Source organism: Paenibacillus physcomitrellae (assembly GCF_002240225.1).
Classification (GTDB): Bacteria; Bacillota; Bacilli; order Paenibacillales; family Paenibacillaceae; genus Fontibacillus; species Fontibacillus physcomitrellae.
Map to the genome: position 1 here is coordinate 1,355,704 of NZ_CP022584.1, position 25,099 is coordinate 1,380,802.

Here is a 25,099-nt window from a genome sequence, read left to right on the forward strand (position 1 = left end):
AAAGTTCGCTTTCGGCGGGTGCACCGCAGAGGCAAAAAACACAAAAAAGCTCCTTCTCATCCCAAGGGACGAGAAGGAGCGCTCGCGTTACCACCCTAATTAAAACCGATGACTTCACGCCATACCCTGCCTGCGGCATCGGTTTTCACTTCATTTCCATAACGGTTCCCCGGTACCGGACTACTTGCAATGCATGCTTTCCCCCGGACAGCTCCAGACTGTAATTCAAAGGGGCCCGCTTTCCCGGTTCGCACCAACCACCGTTTCTCTGAGCAGCAGAGTATCCGCCTTTTACTGTTGTCCTTCCCAGCTTTTCAAATATGCAGCTTTAAGCTTGTTTATAACACAGATCAAATCAGTAAGTCAAGAAAGGGACCTCCGAACTGCCTTCATTCCTATGGAATTCGGTCGAAATGAGGGTTCAAAGCCCGTAATTTGTGCTATAATGTTGCTTGTTAAAAAGGAGGATGCTCATGGCTTTAGATAAAGACAACAGTCCGGAACAGCAAGTCACGCCCCCCAAACGAAGAAGGACTGGACGGATCATACTTAACGTGATTATTGGGTTGTTTCTTGCAGGTTTGGCCGGTGTGCTGTTTACCTTTGGCACTGCGTTCGGGTATGTGTCCGCCATCGTCAAGGACGACCCGGTCCGATCACGCGCCGATATTGAAGCGCAGATCAATCATAATGACATGACGACCTTTGCTTATTTTAGAGATGGTTCGGGAATTGGACAGCTCCGTTCTGAAGAGGACAGACGGCCTGTAGAATTCAAGGAAATTCCCTCTTCCGTCATTGACGCTGTCATTTCTATTGAAGACAACAATTTTTACGAGCATAAAGGCGTCGATCTGAACGGAACGCTCCGCGCTGTGAAGCAGCGTGTTCTCAAGGAAGACGTCCAGACCGGCGGAAGTACACTGACTCAGCAGCTTGCAAGACGTGTATTTCTGAGCCTTGATCGTACAGAAGACCGCAAGTTCAAAGAGATTCTGCTGGCGCTCCGTTTGGAACGTTTCTTGTCCAAGCAGGAGATCATGACCGCCTATCTCAACAAGGTTCCTTTCGGGAACGGATCTAGCGGTTACAATTTGTATGGCATTAAGGCCGCTGCCAGAGGCATCTTTAACATCAGCGACCTGAGCAAGCTGAACATCGCCGAATCCGCTTATCTGGCTGGACTGCCACAGCTGCCGAGTTCCTATTCGGCCTTCAACGGCAAAGGGGAATTTAATCCTGATAATTTCAGCCGCGCAGTCAAGCGTCAGCATCTCGTGCTTCAGCGCATGCTGGAGGAAGGCAAAATCAATCAGACTGAATACGACGAAGCGCTTAATTTCGATATTAAGTCAGCCCTTGCCCCAACAACCAAAAAAGCATACGACACTTATCCTTATCTCATGCTTGAAACGGAGCGGCAGGGCGCCCAAATTATGGCTATGCTGAAAGACCCAACCTTAACCGAAGAGGACTTATCCAGCAAGGAGAATGCTCAAGCGCTTGAGGAAGGCAGACAGCAGCTGATGACCGGCGGCTACCGGATCTTCACAACGATCGATAAGAAAGTATATAGTGCGATGCATAAAGTGTCCGACAACAAGGACAACTTCTCGCCGGAAAGTAAAACCAAAGGGCTTGAGCAGGTAGCCGGCATGATGATCGATCATAAAACAGGAGCTATCCTAGGCATGATTGAAGGCCGTGATTTCTATACGGAGCAGATGAACTATGCGACGCAGATGGTTCGCCAGCCTGGCTCCACGATGAAACCTTTGGCCGCTTACCTCCCCGCTTTGGAGGAAGGGCTGATTCAACCGGCCAGCATCATTGACGATTCGCCGATTATTCTGAAGGACTACCAGAAGGGCTATCATATTCCGGTGAACTCCAGCGGCGGTTATAAGGGCCTCGTTACCGCCCGGACTGCGCTTAATGAGTCGAGAAATGTTCCCGCCTTGAAGCTCTTCAACAACGTGGTCGGCATCGATAAGGCCTGGGCCTTTGTCAAGAATCTCGGCATCACGACCATTGAAGACTCGGATTACCAGGCTACCACCGGCGTACTCGGCGGTTTGGCACACGGCGTAAGCGTGGAGGAAATAACCAACGCCTACGGCGCGATCGCCAACCAGGGCATTTTTAACGATGCTTATATGATTGAAAGAATTGAAGATGCCAAAGGAAACGTCGTCTATCAGCACAAAGCCGAACCTAAACGTGTATTCTCAGCTCAAACGGCTTTCCTGATGACGGATATGCTGCGCACCGTAGTTTCGGCCAGCGGATCGACGGGCCACTCGATTGCAAGCGACTTTAAGCAATACGGCAAAATCCCGGTTGTCGGCAAAACCGGTACCACCCAGAACTATGCAGACGTCTGGTTTGAAGGATATTCGCCTGACGTTACGCTCGGCATCTGGGTCGGTTATTCCGAGCCTGCAAACACCCTTTCCGATGCCGGCAAGGCACGAGCGCGCAAGGTTTGGGCCAAGGTCATGAACGAAGTGACGGAAGCCAAACCGGAGCTGTTCAAAACTAAGGAATTTGCCAAACCGGACGGCATCGTTAAGAAGACCGTTTCCGGATACAGTGGCCTGCTGCCTACAGCTTTGACCGAGCAGGCAGGCAAAACGAACACGGACATCTTCAACGAGAAATATGTACCAACCAAACCGGATGATGTGCTTATTCGCGCCAAGTATATTACTTACAACAACGTCAACTATATTCCGCAAGAGGGAACACCTGCGGATATGCTGCAGGAGAAAGTGGTTCTGAAGCGTGATCCGCCGATCTCCGAGCTGATCAAACAGCTGGAGAACGCTTTTGCGAACATGAAAGGCAGTCATAAAACGCTCGATTATTATATACCGAAGGATGCGGGTGAGGATGCTCCTTATGAAGTAGATCCCCGTAAAGATGACGGAGCACCCCCGGCAGCGCCTCAGGGCGTCGCTCTCGGCTCTGTCACCGGAGAGGCGGCCGTTTCCTTCAATAACAACAGCGAAGCTGATGTGGTCGGATATCGTCTCTACAAGTCGGTTAACGGAGGCGCCTTTGCTTATGACCAATCCAGGCTGCTGGGATCAGGCACCCAGTTTAATGTGCCGGTCTCCTCACAGGAAAGTTATGCCTTCTATGTGACAGCCGTTGACGTTGCCGGCAAAGAATCTGCACCTAGCAATATTGTTGTTGCTAATGGCGTGTTTGCGCCTGGCGGCCCTGGACTTCCGGGCGATCCTTTAAACGGTGGAGATCTAGGCGGACAGCCTGGAGATCCTGCGGCAGGCACAATGACGGCTCCATCGGCTCCGGGTCAACCTCAAGGCACTATTACACCTGCCGGGGTTACGATCAACTGGAGTGCTAACGCAGCTGAGGAACAGGTTAGCAGCTACAATATTTATTTCTCTGACAAACAAAACGGAAATTACGTGCTGGTCGGATCGACTGATCAAACACAGTTTGATTACCAGGGACAAAACATCAGCGGTTTTGTCTGTATTACAGCCGTAAACAGCACTGGAGAATCGCCTCCTTCCAGTCCACTAAGGATTGAGAGGAAATAATCTCTAGCAGCTGATTCCCCACACATGAAACAGCCCCTTCGGCTAAACTGCCAGAGGGGCTGTTGTTATTTCAAATCAGAGTAGATAACCTGTTGTTCTCAATTGTTCTTCTTACTTATAGTTTCTTTCCGATGCTTCCTTCCGGTTAATCTTCAATCGTAGACAAATCACCGGTTGGCAGATCGAGCTCCCAGGCTTTGAGCACGCGCCGCATGATTTTGCCTGACCGGGTTTTGGGCAGTTTGTCTTTGAACTCGATTTCGCGAGGAGCCGCGTGGGCGGAAAGCCCTTCTTTGACAAAGCGGGAAATCTCCGCCTTCAGCTGCTCTGTCGGCTCATAGCCGTCCCGCAGCGCCACAAAGGCTTTAATAATCTCTCCGCGTACAGCATCGGGTTTGCCGATTACTCCCGCTTCGGCTACTGCCGGATGCTCTACCAGCTTGCTCTCCACTTCAAACGGTCCAATCCGTTCCCCAGAGGAATTGATGACGTCATCAATGCGGCCCTGGAACCAGAAATAGCCGTCTTCATCCTGGTAAGCCGAATCGCCAGATACATACCAGCCCGGGATCCGGAAATATTCTTCATATTTCATTTCGTTATTCCAAATCGTTCTCATCATCGAAGGCCATGGTGTACGTACCGCTAAATTCCCCATCCGGTTTGGCGGCAGCACATTTCCTTGATCATCAAGGATAGCCGCTTCAATTCCCGGCAGCGGTTTGCCCATAGAACCTGGCTTGATCGCCATGGACGGGTAATTGCAAATCAGCTGTCCGCCTGTCTCCGTCATCCACCATGTATCGTGAATGCGTCTTTTGTAGACGGCAAGCCCCCAGCGTACGACCTCCGGGTTAAGCGGCTCGCCCACGGAAAGCACGTGCCGCAGGCTGGACAGGTCATATTTTCCCGCTGCTTCCTCCCCTGCACCCATCAGCATGCGAAAAGCCGTTGGAGCGCTGTACCAGACGGTCACTTTATATTTCTCAATCGCCGAATACCAAGCCCCCGGATCAAAACGTCCGCCCAATATGAGGTTGCAGACCCCGTTCAGCCACGGGGCAAAAATCCCGTAAGAAGTCCCTGTTACCCAGCCAGGATCTGCTGTACACCAGTAAATGTCATCTTCCTTCAAATCCAGCACTACCTTGCCTGTATAATAATGTTGGATCATGGCATTATGCACATGATAAACGCCTTTAGGTTTCCCCGTTGAACCGGAGGTATAGTGGAGAATCAGCCCGTCCTCCAGTTCCACCCATTCAATCGCATTATCTGCGGAGGCCGAAACCACTTCCTGCTCAAAAGGGTATACGCCTGCCCCTTCAGCTTCCGCTTCCTCCGCGGTAGCTCCGACAACAAAGATCGCCCGCAGCTCCGGCAGTTCCTCGCGTTTCACGCGCTTTAACAGCGCTGGTGTAGTCACCAGAACGGAAGCGCCGCTGTCTTCAAGACGATCCTTCACGGCCGTCTCCATAAAGGCTTCAAATAAAGGTCCGACCACCGCTCCTGCCTTGATGGCTCCCAAAATACTAATATAAAGCTCAGGAGAACGCGGCATAAAAACAAAAACCCGGTCTCCTTTGGTTACGCCATGTTTGCGAAGCACATTGGAGAACCTCGCCGACCAGGACTGCAGCTCCGCGAAAGTATAAGTTTCCTCCCGCTCGGCGTCACAGTAGATCAGCGCCGTCTTGTCCCCTCGACCTTCTTCCACATGTCTGTCGATGGCTTCATAAGCCAAGTTAATGAACCCGGTCCGGTGCCAGCTGAACTGCTGTTCAACTTCCTCCCATTGAAAAGAATGGCGGGCGGTTTCATAATCCCCCAGGTTTGTGTTTGCATCTGTAGCCGGAATAAGCTCTCCCTGCATGGAATTCATCTCTTCATCCTCCTCAAATGTTCATTACACAAGGCAATCTCTCAAATGAAAACGGATTTAATTCAATGCTATATTTATAGTACAGCTGGTTCACATGTTTCTCCGAGAAGAAACAGCAGCTTGCTGCATAACGAACACTATTAAGACAATAATGACACCAGGAGATACATTCAGGCTAAAATTAAGGTTCTTGAATTTCCAATTGAAGAAAACAGAAGTACGATGAGTGGTTAGAAATAAAGTGCGGCTAATTCTACAAATGAAAGAAGAAAGGCATGAAAAATAAAATGAGGTTATTTGGACTAACCAAATATTGTGAATTTTTTATGTCAAAAGCATTATAGCATACCCAAAATGTAAGCGCTACAACTTTTCAAAATTTCGATTTTCTGTTATAAGTGAGTCAAAGGGTGGAAGGGGGACGATTAGGCATGATCCATTATAAAATCCATGTTCGTCAAGAGCAGCCACTGCCGTCTATAAACGATCTGTCCGAGAAAACGGGATATGTCATTGTGGAAGGCCCTGTGGCCCCAGATCAGCTGCGGAGGCTTGTCATGCACCCTGACCTTGACGCCTTTCGTCCCCCCTCGGAGCAGCTTGAAGCTTTGCTGGAAATTGCCGGCCTGCCGGAAGGTCGAATCATAATCGCCAGACAGGACAATGTTATCCTCGGTTACGTCACCTTTCATTATCCCGATGAAATGGAAAGGTGGTCTGAAGGCAGCATGGAGGATCTTCTTGAGCTTGGCGCTATTGAGGTAGCGGATGCCTACCGCGGCTGCGGACTAGGTTCCGCTATGCTGCGCACGGCCTTCGAACAGGAGCAGCTTGAATCTTATATTGTATTTACGACAGAATACTACTGGCATTGGGATTTGAAAAAGAGCGGTCTCTCCGTCTGGGAATACCGGCGGATGATGGAGAAACTGATGCAGACCGTAAACATGGTCTGGTATGCTACGGATGATCCGGAGATTTGCTCGCATCCGGCCAACTGCCTGATGGTCCGTATGGGCCGGGATGTGCCGCTATCCTCGCAGGAACAGTTCGACCGCATCCGGTTCCATCAGCGGTTTATGTATTAGAGGCTGCCGATCATTTCATTCAGAATGGCATAGGAACGGTTGGCCGCCTCTACTGTAAATTCCGCAAAATTCACATGAGCCGAGCCGTCGGCTTTATCGCTCATCGACCGAAGCACCACATAAGGGACGTTGTTCATATGGCATACCTGGGCAACAGCCGCTCCTTCCATTTCTACACAAGCCCCATGCATGCTCTCGTACAAATCCTGTACCACATCGCGATCTGCCACAAAGCGGTCCCCTGAAAGCACTCGGCCCACAAGGAACTGATGATCCTTGCACACCTTTTCGCACGCCTCCATCGCAAGCTTCACCAACGAATCATCCGCAGGGAAATCCGAAATCTCCTGATAGGGAATTATTCCCCGTTCATAGCCCAGCGCGGTTACATCCATATCATGCTGCTGGCAGGAGGAGGAAATGACAATATCGCCAATTTGCAGTTTCGGATTTACCGCCCCTGCCACGCCTGTAAACAACACGGATGAGACCTGGAAACGGTCGATCATTAACTGGGTCGTTGCGGCCGCATTGACCTTGCCGACACCTGATTTGCTGACTACAACATTCCTTCCGAGCAGTGTTCCGGTAATAAAGCGGATTCCTGCTTGGACCTGCGTGTCCTTCTCTTCCATCTGCTCAAGCAAAAGTTTAATCTCCTCATCCATGGCTCCCAAAATTCCGATATAAGTCATGTTATTCCCTGCTCCTTTCTGATTGAAAGTTACTGCTCATCGAGCTCTTTCTGGTCTCAAAAAAAAGCCCCTGAACAGGAGCTTTTTTCCGAGCCGTTTATTCAATTGATATATATGGTTAACTAAAATACAGTCAACTGAAACACTGGCTGAATTACAAGTGACTTACAGACAAACGGAGAATCGTTTCATGCGGCAAAATAACCCGCGTATTCTCGACGTTCTCTTTCTTCATCAATTTGGTGAGCAAACGCATCGCTACTGCGCCCAGATCATACATCGGCTGTGCAACCGTTGTCAGCTGAGGACGTACCATAGAAGCCATTCGAGTGTTATCCACACTGATAATCGAGAAGTCGTCCGGCACTTTCAGCCCTTCGTCCTGGATGCTGTGAATCGCGCCGATCGCCATCTCATCCGTAGCGGCAAAAATAGCCGTCGGGCGTTTCTTCAAACCAATGAAATATTTCATCGCTTCAACGCCGGATTCGTAGCGGTAGTTACCGATGCGCACGAGGTCCTCCTGATATTGGATACCAGCTTTCTCGAGTGCTTTCTTGTAACCCTGGAAGCGGGCAAAGCCGTTCGCAGGATCCTGCAGCGTTCCGCTGATCATCGCGATCTCGCGGTGTCCATGCCGGATCAGGGTACTTACAGCATCAAACGCAGCTGCTTCATGATCAATATCGACGGAAGGAATCAGACCGTTCTCATCGCTTGTTGCACAAAGCACGATAGGAACCGCAGAGGTTTGGAAAGCCTGAATATGCTCTTCCGTAACCGTTCCGCCCATGAAAAGGAGCCCGTCCACTTGTTTCTCAAGCAGCGTGTTGATGACACGGATCTCTTTCTCTTTCTTCTTATCGGCATTACACAAAATAATGTTGTAGTGGTACATGTTGGCGATATCCTCGATCCCCCGCGCAATTTCCGCAAAAATCGAGTTCGAGATATCAGGGATAACTACACCCACCGTAGTTGTCTTCTTGCTCGCTAGACCACGCGCAACCGCATTTGGACGGTAACCCAAACGTTCAATTGCTTCATAAACTTTCTTGCGGGTCTGCGGTTTTACATTCGGATTGTTGTTGACCACCCGGGAAACCGTGGCCATCGAGACTCCTGCTTCGCGTGCCACATCATAAATGGTAACCGTCACATTCTTCTCTCCATTGCCAATAAATTTTCATTCGTTCTTCGGGTTTCGTAAGGAGTTTAATTAGGTTTTATGATACGACAAAAATCATCAATCCGCAATGATAACGCTTCACTTTTGGAGAATTTCCTTCAATACGTTAGCCGTAATTCCGGAGTGGGAGGTATTCCAAACCGCTCTTCCATCCTCAATCAGAATCGCCTGAGGAGATTCATGCTTGACCTGGAGCAAGTCGGCGGCTTTCAGAGAAACCGGACGATCCTCCACGACATGAATCAAACCGTAGGTTACGTTTTCATTAGGCTGCTCGCCCAAGTATTTCAACACTTCCTGATTTGCACGCGCGCTGATCGGGCAGCGTGTACTGTGTTTAAACAGTAATACAGGTCGGTCAGAAGAAGAATTTAAAACATTTTGAAGTTGTTCGGTAGAAGTGATTTTTGTCAATGCAGACATAGAATTGAACCCCTTTCCGAAAATATAAAACGAATAAATAAACGAACTTTCAAATTATTTTATCAAAAAGAAAAGAAAAAAGCCAATTTTCATGAAAATTTTTCACAAACGTTCAAATTCTTTTGTAGAACTATACAGATCAAACGCTTTCTATGCCGGAAAAAGGGACTTTATGTAGTTTCCGCCGGCGTAAAAGTCAGCTGGGACAGCCTTGTCATCAACTGCTTCATCCATTTGTGGTCTTCGTTTTGTTTGGCATATCCGTATACATCAAGCAGCAGGTTAATCCGCTCTTTGCAGCGTGCTTCTACTTCCATTAAATAAACATCGGCTTCGCTTTCCTTGAAACGAGTTTCCTTATAAACCTCATACATGACATCCGCGAGTTCATTATATTCGCTAAAGGACACGCAAACGCCGCCCTCATCCTTCAGCTGTACGAGGAGCTCGCGCAGATCCTGTTTAATACACGGGAACAGCTCATAAAGGCCGCATTGCTCACATTCCCAGACAGGAACACGTTTGATTTTTGTTGTCTTGCCATGAATTACCGTTCTGAATCCTAAACTTTTATGTTGTCCGCAGTTGCAAGGGGTGTCCACCGTACCACCTCATCCTTTGTGTCAGTTCTAGTCTTGTCGATACCATTAAATAATTGAAAACGGCTTTCGTCAATAGATAAATTATACAGGCGAATTCAAATTTGGGATTATCTGGTGTATCATTCTAATACCAAGGAAGGATGAATACGCGGATTAGAAGCTCTATGGCTGGTCTGACGGTAGGGAGGGACAGCGCTGCAGCCGCTCTGGCTGGTCCTGGAAAGGTAAAAAGTACATCGGAGCATGCAACGTAAACTGACTGTGCGGCGTCATAAGCCGCCCGCAGAAAAGGCCTGCCTCCGGATGGATGACAAGCCCTAAATACCTAAATATATGAAGGATATAAGCTTAATCCTCAGACCTCTAAATGAGTCCGTGCAGATAACAGCTCCTCGATTTCAGATGTAGTCCGGCAAGTAAAGCAGCTGCGGCCAATGTCCGCTTCCTCTTTAGCCGAAATATTCAAAATCGAATGCTTGACGCGGAGCAGAGCCTGCGGGGACATACTCAGATGGCTGACTCCGAGATAAGACCAGATCGGGAGCGCCCGTTCATCCCCCGCCATCTCACCGCAGACGCTAACCTGAATATGATGCGCGCGAGCAGCATCCACGGTCATTTTTAGCATGCGCAGCACAGCCGGATGAAAAGGCCGGTAAAGATGGGCGATTTTCTCGTTCATCCGGTCCACCGCCAGCACGTATTGCACCAGATCATTGGTGCCGATGCTGAAGAAGTCGCATTCGGCGGCCAGCAGTTCGGCAGAAGCCGCTGCTGCAGGCACCTCGATCATGATCCCTACGGGAATCTCTTTGTCGTACGAAATCCCCCGGCGGTCCAAATCGGCCATAGCTTCGGCAAGAATCTGGTTCGCGCTGCGGATTTCTTCCACCGACGTAATCATGGGATACATAATTTTGACACTGCCGTGGGCACTTGCTCTCAAAATAGCCGTAAGCTGCGTCTTGAACAGATCGTGCCGATCCAGACTGATCCGGATGGCCCGATAGCCGAGAAACGGATTCTCTTCTTCCGGCAGCGGGAAATACTCCAGCTGTTTATCTCCGCCAATATCGAGCGTCCGTATAACCACAGAATGAAGACCGGCATGCTCCACAACCCGGCGGTAAATATCATACTGCTCTTCCTCCGAAGGCAGCGCCGCCCGGTCCATATAAATAAACTCCGTTCTGAACAGCCCTACACCTTCGGCGCCGTGTTTGATAGCCAGCTCGAATTCTTTCGAGGAGCTGATATTGCTGGCCAAATGAAAATGCATGCCATCCAGCGTTACCGCATCCTCTGCGGCCAGAAGCTGCAGCTGCTCCTTCCGGCGCTTCTGCTTCTCGGCTACAAGCGTATGCCGCTCAATGATTTCCGAGGCCGGGTTAATATACAAAGCTCCCGTACTCCCGTCTAGTACAAGCAGGTCGCCGGTCTGAATCATCGGATCCAGCCGGTTCTCAAAGCCCGACACGAGCGGTATCCCCAGCGCTCTTGCCATAATGGCTGAATGAGAGGATTTGCCGCCAACCATCGTCACCATGCCCAGCACATGGTTCGGATTCAAATGCACCAGCTGGGAAGGAGAAAGCTCATGCGCAACCAATATGTAGGGCTCGTTATTTTTAGGCAAAGTCACTTCAGGCGTCCCTAGTAAATGCTTCAGCAGGCGATTGCCAACATCCTTGATGTCCAATGCCCGTTCTTTCATATATTCATCGTCCAGCAGATCAAACATGGTGACAAAATGGTCGATGGCTTCCTTGACGGCAACCTCGGCCGCTTTATACTGCCGTTCGATTATGCCGCGAATCTCGCTCATAAAGACCGGATCTTCCAAAATCGCCAGATGCGCATCAAAAATCGTCGACTCTTCTTTGCCCACCATCTGCTGAATTTCGTTGCGGATCTCTTCAATTTCATGCTTGGAGGTCACAATGCCTTCCTGCAACCGGTCGAACTCCCTGCCGAGATCAATCGTCTCCAATTGCCGGTCCTGAATATCCATTTCCCATGCAGGCAGCACAAAAGCTCTGCCAATGGCTACACCAGCAGCAGCGCCAATTCCTTGTATCATAATGCACTCAGACCCCTTCAACTTTGCAGTTGTTAGATGTTTATCTCTTTCTACCCTAGTTATGGTAACTTTGGACCTGTTAATTGTCAAAGGAAAAAGTAACGGAGATTGTAACTAGTTTATCCAGCGTCCCCGGAAAAAAGTCCAAAAAAAAGAACCCCGAAGGGTTCTGAAATCAACATGGAACGGGAAACATTTGACCAGACCTGTCATTGCTTGTTCTGCCGCTCCGGCTTCAAAACGGCGTCTTCCACCTTGATGCAGCGGTCCATAATTACGTTCAAACCGGCTTCGGCGGCAATCTCCGCCGCCTGCTCATTGACGATTCCCTGCTGAAGCCACAGGGTGGTTGCTCCTACCTCGACCGCTTCTTTGGCAATGTCCGGCGTAAATTCGCTGCGGCGGAACACATTGACGATGTCGATCGGCTGCTCGATGTCCTTTAAAGAAGCATAACAACGCTCCCCTAGTATCTCCCCCTGCACAGACGGGTTGACCGGGATAATCCGGTATCCCCGCTTCTGCATGGCCCGGGCTACCATATTAGAGGTCCGATCCGGCTTGCCCGATAATCCGACCACGGCAATCGTGCCGGCCTGTTCCAAAATAGCTTTAATTTGCTCTCGATCCGGATTTGCAAAAGCCATTCATTATCCCGCCTTTCCTGATTTTGAGACATAGATTCAAGGGCTGTTTCTAATTATTCTTTTACCCATTCTACGGAACCGCCAAGCGCGGCGATATGCTCAAAGAACTGCGGATAAGATTTCGCCACATGATGGGCGTCCTTGATAATAATTGGATTGCGGGCACGGAGGCCGACAACCGTTAACGCCATAATCACCCGGTGATCATAGTGTGCGTCGATCGTGGCACCGCCCTCCACGCCAAACGGTTTGCCGTGAACGATGATTTCGTCCCGCTTCTCTTCCACGTCGGCGCCGGCTTTTCTGAGTTCCGTAACGAAGTCGGTAATGCGGTCGCATTCCTTATAACGAAGATTCTCCACGTTGTAAAAACGTGAGGTGCCTTCCGCAAACACAGCTGCCGCCACCATGGCCAGTACCGCATCCGTTGCCGCGTCACCATCGAATTCGACCGCCCGGAGCTGATGATTGCCCTGCACACGGACACTGCCGTTCTCGTGACGCAGCGGCGTGTTCATCATCTGCAGCACGTCTACGACGGCACGTTCGCCCTGCTTGCTGCGCTCCTCCAGACGGTGAACCGTCACGTCGGAACGGGTTACTGCAGCTGCGGCCAGAATGGCAGCCGATCCCGGGTAATCGCCTTGTACAACATAGGTGCGTGCCTGGTACTTCTGTTTGCCCGGAACTTTAAACAAGGTATAATCCGGATCGGCCTCCACTTGAATACCGGCCTGCTCCAGCACCTCCAGCGTTTGTCCGACAACGACCTTCGATTTCAGATCGCCAGTCACCGTAATTTCGCTGTCCTCTTCAAGCATCGGCGTCAAGAACAGCAGCGCGCTGAGGTATTGGGAGCTGACTTCGCCGGAGACCGTGATTTTCCCGCCTTTAGGCTGGCCGCCGCGAATGGTGATCGGCAAACGGCCATTCTTGTGCTCGACCTGAACATTCATCTGTTCCAGCGCCGTAATCAGATCATCGTGCGGGCGTTTGCCCAAGGAATCCGGATAAGCATTTACGAACGTGATTTCCGGTGATAATGCGGCAATGGCCATCAGGAAGCGAAGCACAGCTCCGGCGTTCCCAACGTTCAGTTCTTTAACGGGACTTAACTTGCCGCCAAAGCCGGTAATGACGATTTGTTCGTCGGTCTCTTCCAGCACGGCACCCAAATCGGCAATACAGCGCCGCATCGCGTCGCTGTCCTGGCTGTGGGCCGGATAACGGACAATACTTGTCCCTTCCGCCAGCGCTGCTGCAAGCAGGTATCTGGTCGTATAATTTTTAGATGAGAGCGCCTGTATTTCCCCTTTAAGCTCCGGGGTTGGCCTTACAATAATATCCATAGTAAAAAAAGCCCCTTCCACCAATGTGATTAAACGCGTTGAAGCATTAAAATGTGAGCTGCCACTTGTTCGGGCTCCAATGCAAACGTATCGACTGTGCAATGGGCAAAGTCGTACGCATTCTTGCGTTCTTCCAGCAAACGGAGAATTCTCTCCCTCGCCCCGCCGGCCAGCAGCGGACGATTGCTGTCTTCCCCTACCCGCCTCAATATCGTGTCGGCGTCGGCCTTGAGCGCCACCACCCAGCCCTTGTCAAGCATCAGCCTGCAGTTGTCCGGATTCAGCACCGCACCGCCGCCTGTAGCGAGGATGACCGGTTTGTCCTCCAATATTCGGGCAAGCACGACAGACTCCAGCTGACGAAATGCGGCTTCGCCCTGCCGTTCAAAAATTTCGGGAATCGGGCAGCCTGCAGCCTTGACGATTTCCGCGTCGAGATCGACCAGCTTTCTGCCGGTCTTATGCGCAAGCAGCTCCGCCACCGTGGATTTGCCGGTTCCCATCATGCCGATAAGAATCCAATTCTCCTGCTCCGGCAATATGACGCACCTACCTTCTGCTGTTAACATTTTTCATATCATATCACATGTCTTGAAAGCTGGCATCCTTTTGCCGATAGAGACAGGTGAGAGAGTACTGAAGGGGCTCCCGGCTTGTTCCCTCCTGCCGATAACCGGCCTTGGTCCGCATGCACAAAAAAGCGTCAGGGAAGGCCTTACGGCCGCTCCTGACGCTTATCCTTGCCCGTTTTGAAAAGCGGGCATTTGCTGTCATGCTCGATTTAGGGCAATCAAGGGGAATCTAGGGCTAGGGCAATCAGAACCACTGATGGTGGAAGACGCCTTCCTTGTCCACTCTCTTGAAGGTGTGGGCGCCGAAATAGTCGCGCTGCGCCTGCAGTAGGTTCGCCGGCAGACGTTCCGTGCGGTAGCTGTCATAATAAGAGAGCGCGCTGGAAAAGCCAGGCACAGGAATACCGTAGGAAACGGCTGTACCGATTACTTTGCGCCAAGCGTCCTGATAGCTTTCCACGACGTTCTTGAAATAGAAGTCCAGCAGCAGGTTCTTAAGCTGCGGATCGCGGTCGTAAGCGTCTTTGATGTTCTGCAGGAACTGCGAACGGATGATGCAGCCGCCGCGGAAGATCATCGCGATGTTACCGTATTTCAAATCCCAGCCGTATTCGTCGGAAGCGCTGCGCATTTGGGCGAAGCCTTGGGCGTAGGAAACGATTTTACTTGCGAACAAAGCTTTACGCACATTTTCGATAAACTCGGCCTTGTCGCCGTCAAAGGACTTCGCAGCAGGTCCGCTCAGAATTTTGCTGGCGGCTACACGCTCCTCCTTCATCGCGGACAAGAAACGGGAGAACACGGACTCGGTAATCATCGACAAAGGCACGCCCAGATCCAGAGCGCTTTGGCTTGTCCATTTGCCGGTGCCTTTTTGTCCCGCAGCATCAAGGATGACATCCACCATCGGTTTGCCGGTTTCTTCATCATATTTGGAGAAAATGTCGGCGGTGATTTCGATCAGATAGCTGTCGAGTTCACCTTTGTTCCACTCGGAGAACGTTTCGTGCAGCTCTTTGGCATCAAGGCCAAGCACATCTTTGAGCAGATGGTAAGCTTCGCCGATCAGCTGCATGTCGCCGTATTCGATGCCGTTGTGCACCATTTTCACATAGTGGCCGGCACCGCCGGGACCAATATATGTACAGCAAGGGTCGCCGTTTACTTTGGCCGAAATCGCCGTCAGGATCGGCTCAACGAGCTTATAGGCGCTTTCCTGACCGCCCGGCATGATAGCAGGACCGTGCAGAGCTCCTTCTTCGCCGCCAGATACGCCGGTTCCGATAAAGCGAAGGCCTTTGGCTTCCAGCTCTTTGCTGCGGCGCTGTGTATCCGGGAAAAAGGCGTTGCCGCCGTCTATAATGACATCGCCTTGATCCAGATGCGGAACAAGCTGTTCAATGGTAGCATCCGTAGCCGGACCGGCTTGTACCATAATCAGAATTTTGCGCGGAGATTCCAAGGATGCAACAAACTCTTCAATCGAGAAAGTGCCGACCAGGTTCTTGCCTTTTGCTTCTTCGAGCAGGTCGTGTGTCTTCTGTGGGGAACGGTTAAATACCGACACGGTGAACCCTTTGCTTTCGATATTAAGCGCAAGGTTTTTACCCATTACGGCTAGTCCGACAACGCCAATTTGCTGTTTAGACATTTTTTCTCCATCCTTTGCAAACAAATTTGGGGATTCCAATTCGATTCCAATATATCATCTTCAAATGGCAATATCCACTTGACTGGCAAGGCTTCATCAAATCAACATAAACACCCCTGGAATTTTACATTTCCGAGGTGTTTATGCTTGCAATTTTCAGCAATGTCCCCTTTAACCGGGCAAGCGGTACTATTTCCATTCCAGCTCCATAAGGTTACGCCGAATGCGCTCCAAAACTTTCTTGATCGCTTCCGCTTCTTCTGTATCACCGGACTCCAGCGCCTGATGCAGCTTCTCCAGCTGTTCATCCAGCTCCTCAAGCAGCTCTTCCGTCCGCTGCTCCGATTGTCTGGAGTGAAACATCCGGTTCATCTTGGCGAGACTCGGCAGCGGCTCCTTCTGGTAAAGCACCTTGTGCTCCAACCCCGAGATTTCGACCTGGCGGATCACCTCGCCGAACAGAATATTTTCAATCAGAATCTGTCTGTCCTTAATACGCTTCACGACGGCATGACCCCGTAGATCTCCGATCAGCTTCTCCAGCCAGTCCGCCAGCTTTGCATCTTTAATTACATAGTCCCCGACAAGCTTGTAGCCCTGGCCTACCCGTTCGAAACGAAGTTTGGTCAGCTTGCGTCCGGTTCTTACGGAAATAATAAAAATCGATTCGTTTTCGCTCCAATACAGCGAATATCCGTCCTGAATCAGGTCGCGGATTAACTGCTGCAGGTGCCGGCGCTCGAAACGCAGATCCAGATTGCAGTACTCGACCTCGTAGCTCTTGTTCACGGCACGCCCTCCTCTGGCGTTTTGCAGGGATGCAAAACCATGGTTTGCTCACAGCTCATTTAACAGAATTTACATTATCTTATACTCCATCCTATGTGAAGGTAACTTGGATTAATGATTATTTTTACCCGGTATAAGGCCCCTGTGACGCAGCAGAACGGATTCATTCAGGCGGACCCCCTCCGGCAGGCCCAGAAAAGACCGTCCATAACTGTCCTCCGGCCGATGGTCCGGGGTGCAGGGTAGTCCTCCACCCCAGGGCTTGTGTTATAATCGGGATAAGCTCGCTGAAGTTCGAGCCGATTTTTAACGCAATCAGGAGGCTTGTCCCATGTCAATAGCAGGTTTTACGACGCAGGATTTTGATACGATGGCCATTCCGGGGCTGGAGCCCCGTATGGAAAGCTTAATTGCCAACGTACGTCCCAAGCTGGAAGAGATCGGAACCGAAATCAAACCGTTTCTTTCTGCATTAACCGGAGATGAAATGTTCCCGCACGTTGCCAAACACGCACGAAGAACGATTAATCCGCCAAACGATACTTGGGTCGCCTGGAGCAGCAGCAAACGCGGCTACAAGGCGCTGCCGCATTTTCAGGTCGGCTTGTTCTCAACCCATCTGTTCATCGTGATGGCTGTCATTTACGAAAGCTCCAACAAAGAAATTATCGGCCGTTATCTGGAGCAGCACGCTTCTGAAGTTAAAGCGAAGGTTCCGGGCGAATACTATTGGTCGATGGACCATATGACGCCGGGCGGGAAGCTGAACAGCGAAATCACGGAGCAGGAGCTGTCCGAAATGGGCCGGAAGCTGCAAAAGGTGAAGAAATCGGAAATTTTGTGCGGTCTCAGTCTGCCGCGTTCGTCGGAGCCATTAAGGGACGGCGACAACCTTGCCGAGCTCATCCGCAGCACCTTTGAAGCACTTCTCCCACTGTATAAAATTTCTTTCTAAAGCCATTTAACGAAGTCGGGCCTTGGGCCCGCTTCTGTCATTCAAGGGTCTGCCGCCCGTCTTCTGACGGATGGCGGGCCCTTGATGGGTTCTGCGGCCCGGTCTGGAAATCCAGAGATGAATAAGCAGCAGCGCGCCCATCGAGCCTGCACTCACCAGAAACGGAGCTGACGGGCCAAAGAGGTCCCACAGCTTGCCGGAGATGACCGGACCGACCACCATGCCGCAGCCTTGAATCGTTAGGAAAAATCCCCACACCGTCCCTTTCTCGCCTTCCGGCAGCTGTTTGGCAATCATCGTATCCCAAGTCGGCAGGATAAACGCATAGCTGGCCCCGATGCAGATGACAAGAATCCAGACAGCCGTCATATCGCGGAATAAAGCCAGGCCCAATATGGACAGAAAGGCCAGCAGAAAGCCGGTGTTCAGGAACAACCGGGTCCCGTATTTATCTGCCAGCTTGCCGATTGGAATCAATCCGAGCACCGTCACCGCACCTCCGGTAACGAGCAGTACGCTGAACATAGCCGGGGACAACATCAGCACGGTCCGGATATAAAGCGTAATGATCGGCGTTAACAGGCCGATTGCAAAGGATTGCAGAAATAAAGCGGGATAAAGCAGGCGGCTCACCTGCAGATTATTTCGGATTTCCGTGAAGGTCTGCTTTAAATTCGCTCCCAGCTTTCGGAGCCCTCCTGCTGAAACAGACGGCTTCTTCAGTGCCTCTTCTTTCCTTCCCCGTTCCAACTTAACTCCCGGGAGCAGCATGGCCAGCAGCAGGGCGACTGCCAGGCAGCCGAGCAGAATCCAGAACACGCCTTCATAGGATCTGCGGATAAACAGGTTAATGACCACAGGTCCCACGCCGGTGCCGCCCAGTGTAGACATTTGAATAATGCCCATAGCTGTGCCAAAGTTTTGCTTGCCTTCCGTCATTTCCGTGATTCCCATCAGGACGCACGGCCACAAAGGAGCCGTTCCGACACCAAGCAGCGTGCAGCCCAGGCCGATGATCAAAGACCGCTCCCCCCAGGCAATCAATGCGACGGCCCCCAAAGACAGGACCAGACCCGCCAGCATCGTAAGACGGAATCCCACCCTTTCAACCAGCCAGCCGGCCGGACTCCGGAAGAAATTATCCCCTATGTACTGCAGGGAAAGAGAAACGCCGATCGCAAAAGCCGACAGCCCCAGCACACTCCCCATATAAACTGGCAAAATCGTGACCAGAAGAGCGCTCTTAACCACTTCGATCAGGAACATAATCAGCCATAAACAAATGAATGTCGGTGTCAGGACTTTTCTTTCAAAACCTTTGACCTCCATTTTCATCTTCTGTCCAACTCCCGCTGCGTAGAATAAAAGGGGCTTCCTGCTATACAGTCTGCCCTTCCGGCAAGGAATTTTAACCCATACGGGTGCAAAAGAAGGGCCGTCACAAACACGGGGACAAGCTTATGCTTGCATTCCAGACTCTTTTTGTTATACTCAACTTTGTTTATATTTCATTTCAGAAAGGCAGTGACGGCCACAATGGATCACAACCGCACGCCGCTCTTCACCGCATTGAAAGCCCATGCGGCCGGCAATCCCGTACAATTTCACATTCCGGGGCATAAAAAAGGACTCGGAATGGACGAAGAATTCCGTGAATTTATCGGCGATAACGCCTTGTCCATCGACTTGATCAACATCGCTCCCCTGGATGACCTTCATCAGCCTACGGGTGTAATTGAAGAAGCTCAAAAACTCGCCGCCGACGCGTTTGGCGCTACGCATACCTTTTTCTCCGTACAGGGGACAAGCGGTGCGATTATGACGATGATTATGTCCGTATGTTCTCCCGGCGACAAAATCATTGTGCCGCGGAACATCCATAAATCGATTATGTCCGCTATTATTTTTGCTGGTGCCAAGCCAGTCTTTGTATCGCCTGCTCAAGACCATAATTTAGGCATCGATCATGGCATTACGACCTCCTCTGTCGCCCGTGCGCTCAAACGTCATCCGGACGCCAAAGCGGTTGTGGTTATCAATCCTACCTACTTTGGAGTGGTAGCCCATCTGGAAGAAATCGTGGAGCTGGCTCACAGCCACAACATCCCGGTGCTTGTGGATGAGGCGCACGGCGTACACATTCATTTCCATGAGGATCTTCCGGTATCAGCTATGCAGGCCGGCGCCGATATGGCCGCCACCAGTGTGCACAAGCTTGGCGGTTCCATGACTCAAAGCTCCGTGCTGAACATCAACGCGAAGAACGGACTGATTAACCCGCAGCGGGTTCAAACGATCATCAGCATGCTGACGACGACCTCCACGTCTTATCCTTTGCTCGCTTCCCTGGATGCGGCACGGCGCAATCTGGCCTTAAACGGCCATGATCTGTTGACGGAGGCCATCAAGCTGGCCGAATACCTTCGCGAAGAAGTGAACAAAATCGACGGTCTGTATTCGTTCGGCAAGGAAATTCTGGGCAGTGAAGCCGCTTATGAGATGGATCCGACCAAGGTGACCATCCATGTCCGCCATTTGGGCCTAACCGGCTATGAGACGGAAAACTGGCTTCGCGAGCATTACAACATTGAAGTCGAACTTTCGGATATGTATAACATTTTGTGCCTGGTTACTACCGGGGATTCGCGCGAGACGATCGACACCCTGCTTGGCGCGCTGCGTGAATTGTCCGAGGCTTATCATCAGAAAGGCGAGGTCAAGGAACTCATTGTCAAGACGCCGGAAATCCCGCAGCTGTCCCTCATTCCGCGCAACGCTTTTTATGCCGATACGGAAGTAATACCTTTTAAGGAATCTGCAGGCCGGATTATCGCCGAGTTCATTTACGTGTACCCGCCAGGCATTCCGATTCTGCTGCCTGGGGAAGTTATTACTCAGGAGAACATCGATTATATTGTGGATCATGTTGAGGTCGGACTGCCGGTTAAAGGTCCGGAAGATCGTTACATCAACAACGTGAAGGTCATCATCGAAGCCGACCCCATCTTCTGATCCGTTTATAAGAGAACGAAAGATAAACGCAACAGCGAAACAAAGTGAACGCACAAAAGGCTCCCCGGTTGGGGAGCCTTTCTCATGGTTAAATGAATTTAGAAAATTAACCTTCGTCCTGTGCAGATACAAGCTCGTTGTAAGCTTCTTCTACACGGGCCCACTCTTCTTCGTCTTCGATGTTGGTCAACACCATTTCTTCGTCTTGCTCTTCGAGACGCAAAATAATGCCGTCGGCTTCAGGGTTGTTGCGTTCAAGCAGCAAGGCGTAGACATTTTCACCAACGTCAAAGGTTTCAACCAATACCATTTCAACGTCGTTGCCGTCTTCGTCAGTCAAAGTTAACACGAACTCTTCGTGCTCGTGGTCGTGATCATGATCGCAGTTCTCGCCGTGTACATGATTGTGATCGCTCATGGATTCTACCTACTTTCGGTCATTTGATAAACAGTCTATGGTTTACCACCGTATCGTAACATTTTCCATCATTAAGGTCAATTTTGCCGCGGGTTAATTGCCTATAGCTGTTATGACCTTTTGAGAGATCAGAGTATAGTTATCCTCCCCGGCTACCTTCATATAAAAACCGACCGAATATTTCCCCGCAGATTTAAACTCGTAAGTAAAATCCTCTGTGCGGAACCAGAAGTTATCTTTCTGGTCATTGCCTATCTCCTGGGATTGAATCGATTTAACCGAGCCGTCCGGCGCTGTAATCGCCACCTTCACCGAACTGATGTCCGCCGTCAAGCTGTCGATCTGGCAGAAGACATTAAACTTCAATTTGCCGACATTGACATTGCCGAAAGGGGTGTCCCCCTTAAATAGAAAAATATGCACATTCGGTTTGTTGAATTTAACCGTTTTGGAATCGTCATTGTAAGTCACCATACCGCCAAGTTCGCGGATGGGTACATAAGTTTTTCCGTCAATGATGTAAGCCCCGTCGGTCAGCTCATGGCTGTTAAACAGAACCTTGATCTTCTGCGAGGTGCCGTCCGCATACAAAAGCGTGCTGCTCGCCAGGGAAAATAAAAGCACAAACGCTGCCGTTCTTTTCCAACCCATACCGTCATCCTCCTATCTATCTTCGCTGCTGCTTAATTATACGAGTCCAAGAGGATACGAGTTGCGGTGAACGAGGGAAAAGTTCTCAATTTTTCAGCATCGGCGCCCATAAGGCGGTTTTACGCCCTACCTTCCGGGAAATCTACCATTAATAGGGAGGTGGAGAGCTTACAGGATTGGGAAGTATAAGGGTCCAGAAAAATAACCGCCGCCGATTTGCAGTTTCTACATCCGCTCGGGTGCCGGGAGCCCCAAGCTGTCCAGCACCTCCTTGAGCACGGCATTGAACCGGCCGGTCAGCCACAGGCGGAATTCCTTCCTGCCTGAAGCGGCTTTGATGATCGGGCACGCGCCGTAAAAATTGTTAAACAGCGAACACAGCTCATACGCATAACCGCAGATCATGTGCGGTGCCAGTCCGCTGCAGGCGGACTGCAGCAAATCGGGCCACGCTGCGATCTGCCGCAGCAGAGCATGCTCAGCCGGCTCCAGGGATTCCGGCCAGTCAGATGGAACATCGGACATGGTGTCTACGTCTACGGCACAGGAACGATAAGGTGGTGAAGAGGACGGTCCATGGTCGCCGGATTCTCCCTGAATCGAATCCAGCCTTAACCCGGCCTTTCCAGCACGGCCTTGCTCCTCTCCTTTGTTAAGCACGCTGAGCGAACGCGAATAGGTATACAGCAGGTACACGCCGGTGTTCCCGGAAACTTCGGTCGCCTGCTGCAGGTCAAACACGACTTCCGTCTGCAAATTAAAGCGCAGCAGATAGTACCGGATAGCTGCTGCTGCAATTACCCGGCTGGGCAGTCCATCCTGATCCGGACGGCTGCCCGCAATGACCTGTTCCATCCGGTCCAGCAGCGTGGATATTTTCATGCCGATTCCCTGTCTGCCGGACATGGCATAAGAAGCTTTCCCGTCCGAAATATCGATACCCAGCTCCTTAGCGGCATTTCGGCTGAGCGACACGACGCCGTAGCTGACATGAAGCAGATTGGCGGCCTGCTCTCCGTACCCCATCAGCTCCAGCGACTGACGAACCATCGCCTGCGGATATTCCTGCCTGCGATCAATTACATTGATCACTCTGTCAGCTTGGCCGAAAGTTCCTCCCGTTCCCTGTCTTGTTGTCGACCAGATCCCATCTGCAAATGGCGTATACCGGAACTGCCTGCCCAGCAGCCCAAATTTCCATAAATGATAAGCAATATCTTTGGCCGTATAGGTCAAAATGCCATTGGAGCGTACCAGGACTTTGTCTTGGGTATGAACGGATTCCGAGTCCAACATCTCTTCTCCATCCGCTTCGGGCGCTTCGTCCTGCTGTTGTTCCGCCCCTGCCTCACTCAGCTGCACCTGGGGCTTCAGCACCCAGCAACCGGCCAGCTTACCTGATGTTTCCTGCATAAAATTCGGCGTCTGCTGAAGACGCTGGAACGCAGCGTCCCAGAAGCCCTCGCGGACAAGGCTGCTCTCCCAGACCAGCAGGTCGTAGCCAATGCCAAACTCCCGCATCTCCTGCAAATGTTCACGCACAATCTGCGAGGCCGTAATGAAACCAAGCCAGGCCAGGTTCCCGGTTCCCTGCTCCAAACCGTGCAGCACTTTGGTGCGCTCTGCGGTCAGCCCCGGGCTGTCCTGCCCCTGCTTGTGCAAGCCTGAATAAACATCCCAGCAAAAGTCGCCGAATCTCTTATGATCGCCGCTTGCCGGGGTATGCAGCAGGCCGACCACCGTATCCGCAAGCTGATTCCCGAGATCATCAATATAATTGTGCACCTCGACTTCAGCCCCGCTCTTTCTAAGCATTCTGACCAGCGTATCCCCGATGCAGGAGTTGCGCAGATGGCCAATATGCGCTGATTTGTTGGGGTTTATCGAGGTGTGCTCCACAACAATTTTCAGGGAAGCCGGCGGATTGGCCGGCTGCCCCAACTTGACCCATTCCCCCCAGTTCACGAACAGATTAATAAAGCCCGGAGCCGCAACCTCCACTTTGGCGATCAGCCCCTCAATCCGGGTCGACAGCTCGGCGCGGATTTGCTCCGCGATCTGCATAGGCGGGCGTTTCAGCAGCCTCGCCAGCTGCATGGCGATATTCGTTGAGAAATCGCCGTGCTCCAGCTTTGCTGGCTGCTCGATTTGTACGGTCCAGAGCGGGCCAGACGCGTCTCCTTCCGTTTGTTCCAGCTGGTCTTCCTGGCCCGAGACGTGAAGCACCTCTTTCACCCCAAATTCCACGAATTGCTGTACCCAAGTGTTCAACATAACAAATCCCCTTTCATGCCTATTGAAAAAGCAAAAATCCCCGTCTCTTGATAAGAGACGAGGACAGGGACTCGCGGTACCACTCTTGTTGCCGTAACCGGAAAAACTGTGTAGGAAGAACCCTACGTGCCGGTCAGGCCGCTTGAACAAATAACGGTTTGCGCCGTGGCAGCTTACCTCATGCACGTTCAGCTGCCCGTCTCCCGGGTCCGCTTCGCCAAAAACCTCCGTACCGGCTTCCACCCTCCCGGCTCGCTTGAACATCGGCGTTTCGGTTACTCTCCCGATCTACGACTTTTCCAAATATTTCTGATAATTATAAGAAGAAGCAAGCCAAAAATCAACCCTTGATGTCAAAATCAGTGCAGACATAAGGACCATTTCAGCTCATAAAAAAGGCATTTCCGACCGAGTCGAAAATGCCTGCTTCTTGTTTATTAATTACATCCATTTCTAATTTCACAAGGTTTAAAAACCCGGCAGCGCATCCAAATTGTTCGTTGGATCACCGTCGGCGTCCCCTCGGATATAAAACTCGCCGTCCCGGCCTTTAAATGTGTTCACACCGGCAATAGCCCCGGCCTGGACTTCACGAAGCGCCTCTTCATAGTTCAATACCCGGCCGCTTGACGTTTTGAAGGCGGTCAGATCGCCGTCACCATTTTTCTGAACAGCAATAAAAGTCTCTCTTGTAGGTAATGCCATCATCATCTCTCCTTGATGTGGAATTTCCTTGGATGAAGGATGACTTTATTCTGTCCGAAAGGTGCCAGTTTATGCGGCTCTTTACAGCTTTTTCTCCATCCGGTGATGCAGGATGCCTGCGTCGTCAAATGGCTCCTCGCTTGTCACAACATATCCTAGCTTCTCATAGAAAGGCACAGCGTGAAGCTGCCCGTCCAGCACCGCTTTCTCGAAACCCAGCTCGCGGGCCAGCTCTTCAAGACCAATCATCAGCACTTTGCCGATGCCTTTGGAGCGGAAAGCTTTGCGTACGGCAACCCGCTGGATTTTGGCGGCATTATCCTTATAATAAGTAATCCGGCCTGTCGCCGCATAATTTCCGTCCTGCTCGATCAGCAGATGATGGGCGTCGTCCGCGATATGATCAAATTCATCGATCTCCAGGGAAATCGGCACCTTTTGTTCTTCTACGAAAACTTCTCTTCTGATGTCCAGACAGTTCTGCAAACGGTCTTCAGACTTTACTGGAATAATTACTGCAGCCATAATGACAAAAAGCCTCCTAA

General features: G+C 51.1%; 21 protein-coding genes and 2 other annotated features. Of the genes, 4 read left to right on the plus strand and 17 right to left on the minus strand.

Annotation, left to right across the window (positions count from 1 at the left end; all coding sequences use genetic code 11):
* Positions 1 to 61: 61 nt before the first annotated feature.
* Positions 62 to 317 (minus strand) — a binding site (T-box leader).
* Positions 318 to 473: 156 nt separating this feature from the next.
* Entirely contained in the window at positions 474 to 3,572 is a 3,099-nt protein-coding gene (locus CBE73_RS06235) for a transglycosylase domain-containing protein (RefSeq protein WP_094093489.1), read from the plus strand.
* Positions 3,573 to 3,717: 145 nt separating this feature from the next.
* On the opposite strand, the gene acsA is transcribed toward CBE73_RS06235, so the two are convergent.
* Positions 3,718 to 5,454 (minus strand): acetate--CoA ligase, encoded by a 1,737-nt coding sequence (gene acsA / locus CBE73_RS06240; RefSeq protein WP_094093490.1) that lies wholly within the window; start codon positions 5,452 to 5,454, stop codon positions 3,718 to 3,720.
* Between the two features lie 431 nt (positions 5,455 to 5,885).
* Between acsA and CBE73_RS06245 the strand changes: the two genes are divergently transcribed.
* Positions 5,886 to 6,542 (plus strand): GNAT family N-acetyltransferase, encoded by a 657-nt coding sequence (locus CBE73_RS06245; protein WP_094093491.1) that lies wholly within the window; start codon positions 5,886 to 5,888, stop codon positions 6,540 to 6,542.
* Here CBE73_RS06245 and CBE73_RS06250 read toward each other — a convergent pair.
* From CBE73_RS06250 to CBE73_RS06295, 10 genes are all read right to left on the minus strand, one after another.
* Positions 6,539 to 7,237: a 5'-methylthioadenosine/adenosylhomocysteine nucleosidase gene (locus tag CBE73_RS06250; RefSeq protein ID WP_094093492.1), complete on the minus strand. Its 699-nt coding sequence runs from the start codon at positions 7,235 to 7,237 to the stop codon at positions 6,539 to 6,541. The genes CBE73_RS06245 and CBE73_RS06250 overlap by 4 nt on opposite strands.
* A gap of 154 nt (positions 7,238 to 7,391) precedes the next feature.
* Positions 7,392 to 8,396 carry a catabolite control protein A gene (ccpA, locus tag CBE73_RS06255; protein WP_094093493.1) on the minus strand — a complete coding sequence of 335 codons (1,005 nt, stop codon included), beginning with the start codon at positions 8,394 to 8,396 and terminating at the stop codon, positions 7,392 to 7,394.
* A 108-nt stretch (positions 8,397 to 8,504) separates the two neighbouring features.
* A complete protein-coding gene (gene ytxJ, locus CBE73_RS06260) occupies positions 8,505 to 8,849 on the minus strand; it encodes a bacillithiol system redox-active protein YtxJ (RefSeq protein ID WP_094093494.1) in 345 nt (114 codons plus the stop codon).
* Positions 8,850 to 9,019: 170 nt separating this feature from the next.
* Complete coding sequence (locus CBE73_RS06265) at positions 9,020 to 9,451, minus strand: YgiT-type zinc finger protein (protein ID WP_094093495.1); 432 nt, start codon at positions 9,449 to 9,451, stop codon at positions 9,020 to 9,022.
* 355 nt (positions 9,452 to 9,806) lie between these two features.
* The gene (gene ptsP, locus CBE73_RS06270) at positions 9,807 to 11,531 is read right to left on the minus strand and encodes a phosphoenolpyruvate--protein phosphotransferase (protein ID WP_094093496.1); all 1,725 of its coding nucleotides are present in this window, start codon (positions 11,529 to 11,531) and stop codon (positions 9,807 to 9,809) included.
* Positions 11,532 to 11,740: 209 nt separating this feature from the next.
* Positions 11,741 to 12,178, minus strand: a complete 438-nt coding sequence (locus CBE73_RS06275; RefSeq protein ID WP_094093497.1) for a CoA-binding protein — start codon at positions 12,176 to 12,178, stop codon at positions 11,741 to 11,743.
* A gap of 53 nt (positions 12,179 to 12,231) precedes the next feature.
* Entirely contained in the window at positions 12,232 to 13,527 is a 1,296-nt protein-coding gene (gene aroA / locus CBE73_RS06280) for a 3-phosphoshikimate 1-carboxyvinyltransferase (RefSeq protein ID WP_094093498.1), read from the minus strand.
* Positions 13,528 to 13,556: 29 nt separating this feature from the next.
* Positions 13,557 to 14,096 (minus strand): shikimate kinase, encoded by a 540-nt coding sequence (locus CBE73_RS06285; protein WP_094093499.1) that lies wholly within the window; start codon positions 14,094 to 14,096, stop codon positions 13,557 to 13,559.
* Between the two features lie 247 nt (positions 14,097 to 14,343).
* Positions 14,344 to 15,750: an NADP-dependent phosphogluconate dehydrogenase gene (gene gndA / locus CBE73_RS06290; RefSeq protein ID WP_094093500.1), complete on the minus strand. Its 1,407-nt coding sequence runs from the start codon at positions 15,748 to 15,750 to the stop codon at positions 14,344 to 14,346.
* Between the two features lie 189 nt (positions 15,751 to 15,939).
* Entirely contained in the window at positions 15,940 to 16,539 is a 600-nt protein-coding gene (locus tag CBE73_RS06295) for a hypothetical protein (protein WP_094093501.1), read from the minus strand.
* 331 nt (positions 16,540 to 16,870) lie between these two features.
* On the opposite strand from CBE73_RS06295, the gene CBE73_RS06300 reads away from it, so the two are divergent.
* Entirely contained in the window at positions 16,871 to 17,494 is a 624-nt protein-coding gene (locus tag CBE73_RS06300) for a DUF1054 domain-containing protein (RefSeq protein WP_094093502.1), read from the plus strand.
* Between the two features lie 6 nt (positions 17,495 to 17,500).
* Here the strand turns inward: CBE73_RS06300 and CBE73_RS06305 are convergent, their stop codons facing one another.
* Positions 17,501 to 18,829, minus strand: coding sequence for an MFS transporter (locus CBE73_RS06305; RefSeq protein ID WP_094093503.1), 1,329 nt, complete (start codon positions 18,827 to 18,829; stop codon positions 17,501 to 17,503).
* 201 nt (positions 18,830 to 19,030) lie between these two features.
* On the opposite strand from CBE73_RS06305, the gene CBE73_RS06310 reads away from it, so the two are divergent.
* Positions 19,031 to 20,506: an aminotransferase class I/II-fold pyridoxal phosphate-dependent enzyme gene (locus CBE73_RS06310; RefSeq protein WP_094093504.1), complete on the plus strand. Its 1,476-nt coding sequence runs from the start codon at positions 19,031 to 19,033 to the stop codon at positions 20,504 to 20,506.
* A 106-nt stretch (positions 20,507 to 20,612) separates the two neighbouring features.
* Here CBE73_RS06310 and CBE73_RS06315 read toward each other — a convergent pair whose 3' ends face one another.
* The 5 genes from CBE73_RS06315 to CBE73_RS06335 all read right to left on the minus strand — a co-directional run bounded on the left by CBE73_RS06315 (position 20,613) and on the right by CBE73_RS06335 (position 25,079).
* Positions 20,613 to 20,924 carry a DUF1292 domain-containing protein gene (locus CBE73_RS06315; RefSeq protein ID WP_094093505.1) on the minus strand — a complete coding sequence of 104 codons (312 nt, stop codon included), beginning with the start codon at positions 20,922 to 20,924 and terminating at the stop codon, positions 20,613 to 20,615.
* 93 nt (positions 20,925 to 21,017) lie between these two features.
* Positions 21,018 to 21,575, minus strand: a complete 558-nt coding sequence (locus CBE73_RS06320; RefSeq protein WP_094093506.1) for a stalk domain-containing protein — start codon at positions 21,573 to 21,575, stop codon at positions 21,018 to 21,020.
* 225 nt (positions 21,576 to 21,800) lie between these two features.
* Positions 21,801 to 23,849, minus strand: a complete 2,049-nt coding sequence (locus tag CBE73_RS06325; protein ID WP_094093507.1) for an arginine--tRNA ligase — start codon at positions 23,847 to 23,849, stop codon at positions 21,801 to 21,803.
* A 50-nt stretch (positions 23,850 to 23,899) separates the two neighbouring features.
* Positions 23,900 to 24,149: a binding site (T-box leader), on the minus strand.
* Positions 24,150 to 24,317: 168 nt separating this feature from the next.
* On the minus strand, positions 24,318 to 24,554 hold the full coding sequence (locus CBE73_RS06330) for a DUF3892 domain-containing protein (protein WP_068696307.1): 237 nt from the start codon (positions 24,552 to 24,554) through the stop codon (positions 24,318 to 24,320).
* Between the two features lie 81 nt (positions 24,555 to 24,635).
* Positions 24,636 to 25,079: a GNAT family N-acetyltransferase gene (locus CBE73_RS06335; protein ID WP_094093508.1), complete on the minus strand. Its 444-nt coding sequence runs from the start codon at positions 25,077 to 25,079 to the stop codon at positions 24,636 to 24,638.
* Between the last annotated feature and the right edge of the window lie 20 nt (positions 25,080 to 25,099).

Excerpts from the sequence above, each read along its gene's own strand:
- CBE73_RS06235 (WP_094093489.1), top strand. The coding sequence starts at position 474 with ATGGCTTTAGATAAAGACAACAGTCCGGAACAGCAAGTCACGCCCCCC.
- acsA (WP_094093490.1), bottom strand. The coding sequence starts at position 5,454 with ATGAATTCCATGCAGGGAGAGCTTATTCCGGCTACAGATGCAAACACA.
- CBE73_RS06245 (WP_094093491.1), top strand. The coding sequence starts at position 5,886 with ATGATCCATTATAAAATCCATGTTCGTCAAGAGCAGCCACTGCCGTCT.
- CBE73_RS06250 (WP_094093492.1), bottom strand. The coding sequence starts at position 7,237 with ATGACTTATATCGGAATTTTGGGAGCCATGGATGAGGAGATTAAACTT.
- ytxJ (WP_094093494.1), bottom strand. The coding sequence starts at position 8,849 with ATGTCTGCATTGACAAAAATCACTTCTACCGAACAACTTCAAAATGTT.
- ptsP (WP_094093496.1), bottom strand. The coding sequence starts at position 11,531 with ATGATACAAGGAATTGGCGCTGCTGCTGGTGTAGCCATTGGCAGAGCT.
- CBE73_RS06275 (WP_094093497.1), bottom strand. The coding sequence starts at position 12,178 with ATGGCTTTTGCAAATCCGGATCGAGAGCAAATTAAAGCTATTTTGGAA.
- aroA (WP_094093498.1), bottom strand. The coding sequence starts at position 13,527 with ATGGATATTATTGTAAGGCCAACCCCGGAGCTTAAAGGGGAAATACAG.
- CBE73_RS06285 (WP_094093499.1), bottom strand. The coding sequence starts at position 14,096 with ATGTTAACAGCAGAAGGTAGGTGCGTCATATTGCCGGAGCAGGAGAAT.
- gndA (WP_094093500.1), bottom strand. The coding sequence starts at position 15,750 with ATGTCTAAACAGCAAATTGGCGTTGTCGGACTAGCCGTAATGGGTAAA.
- CBE73_RS06300 (WP_094093502.1), top strand. The coding sequence starts at position 16,871 with ATGTCAATAGCAGGTTTTACGACGCAGGATTTTGATACGATGGCCATT.
- CBE73_RS06305 (WP_094093503.1), bottom strand. The coding sequence starts at position 18,829 with ATGAAAATGGAGGTCAAAGGTTTTGAAAGAAAAGTCCTGACACCGACA.
- CBE73_RS06310 (WP_094093504.1), top strand. The coding sequence starts at position 19,031 with ATGGATCACAACCGCACGCCGCTCTTCACCGCATTGAAAGCCCATGCG.
- CBE73_RS06315 (WP_094093505.1), bottom strand. The coding sequence starts at position 20,924 with ATGAGCGATCACAATCATGTACACGGCGAGAACTGCGATCATGATCAC.
- CBE73_RS06320 (WP_094093506.1), bottom strand. The coding sequence starts at position 21,575 with ATGGGTTGGAAAAGAACGGCAGCGTTTGTGCTTTTATTTTCCCTGGCG.
- CBE73_RS06325 (WP_094093507.1), bottom strand. The coding sequence starts at position 23,849 with ATGTTGAACACTTGGGTACAGCAATTCGTGGAATTTGGGGTGAAAGAG.
- CBE73_RS06330 (WP_068696307.1), bottom strand. The coding sequence starts at position 24,554 with ATGGCATTACCTACAAGAGAGACTTTTATTGCTGTTCAGAAAAATGGT.
- CBE73_RS06335 (WP_094093508.1), bottom strand. The coding sequence starts at position 25,079 with ATGGCTGCAGTAATTATTCCAGTAAAGTCTGAAGACCGTTTGCAGAAC.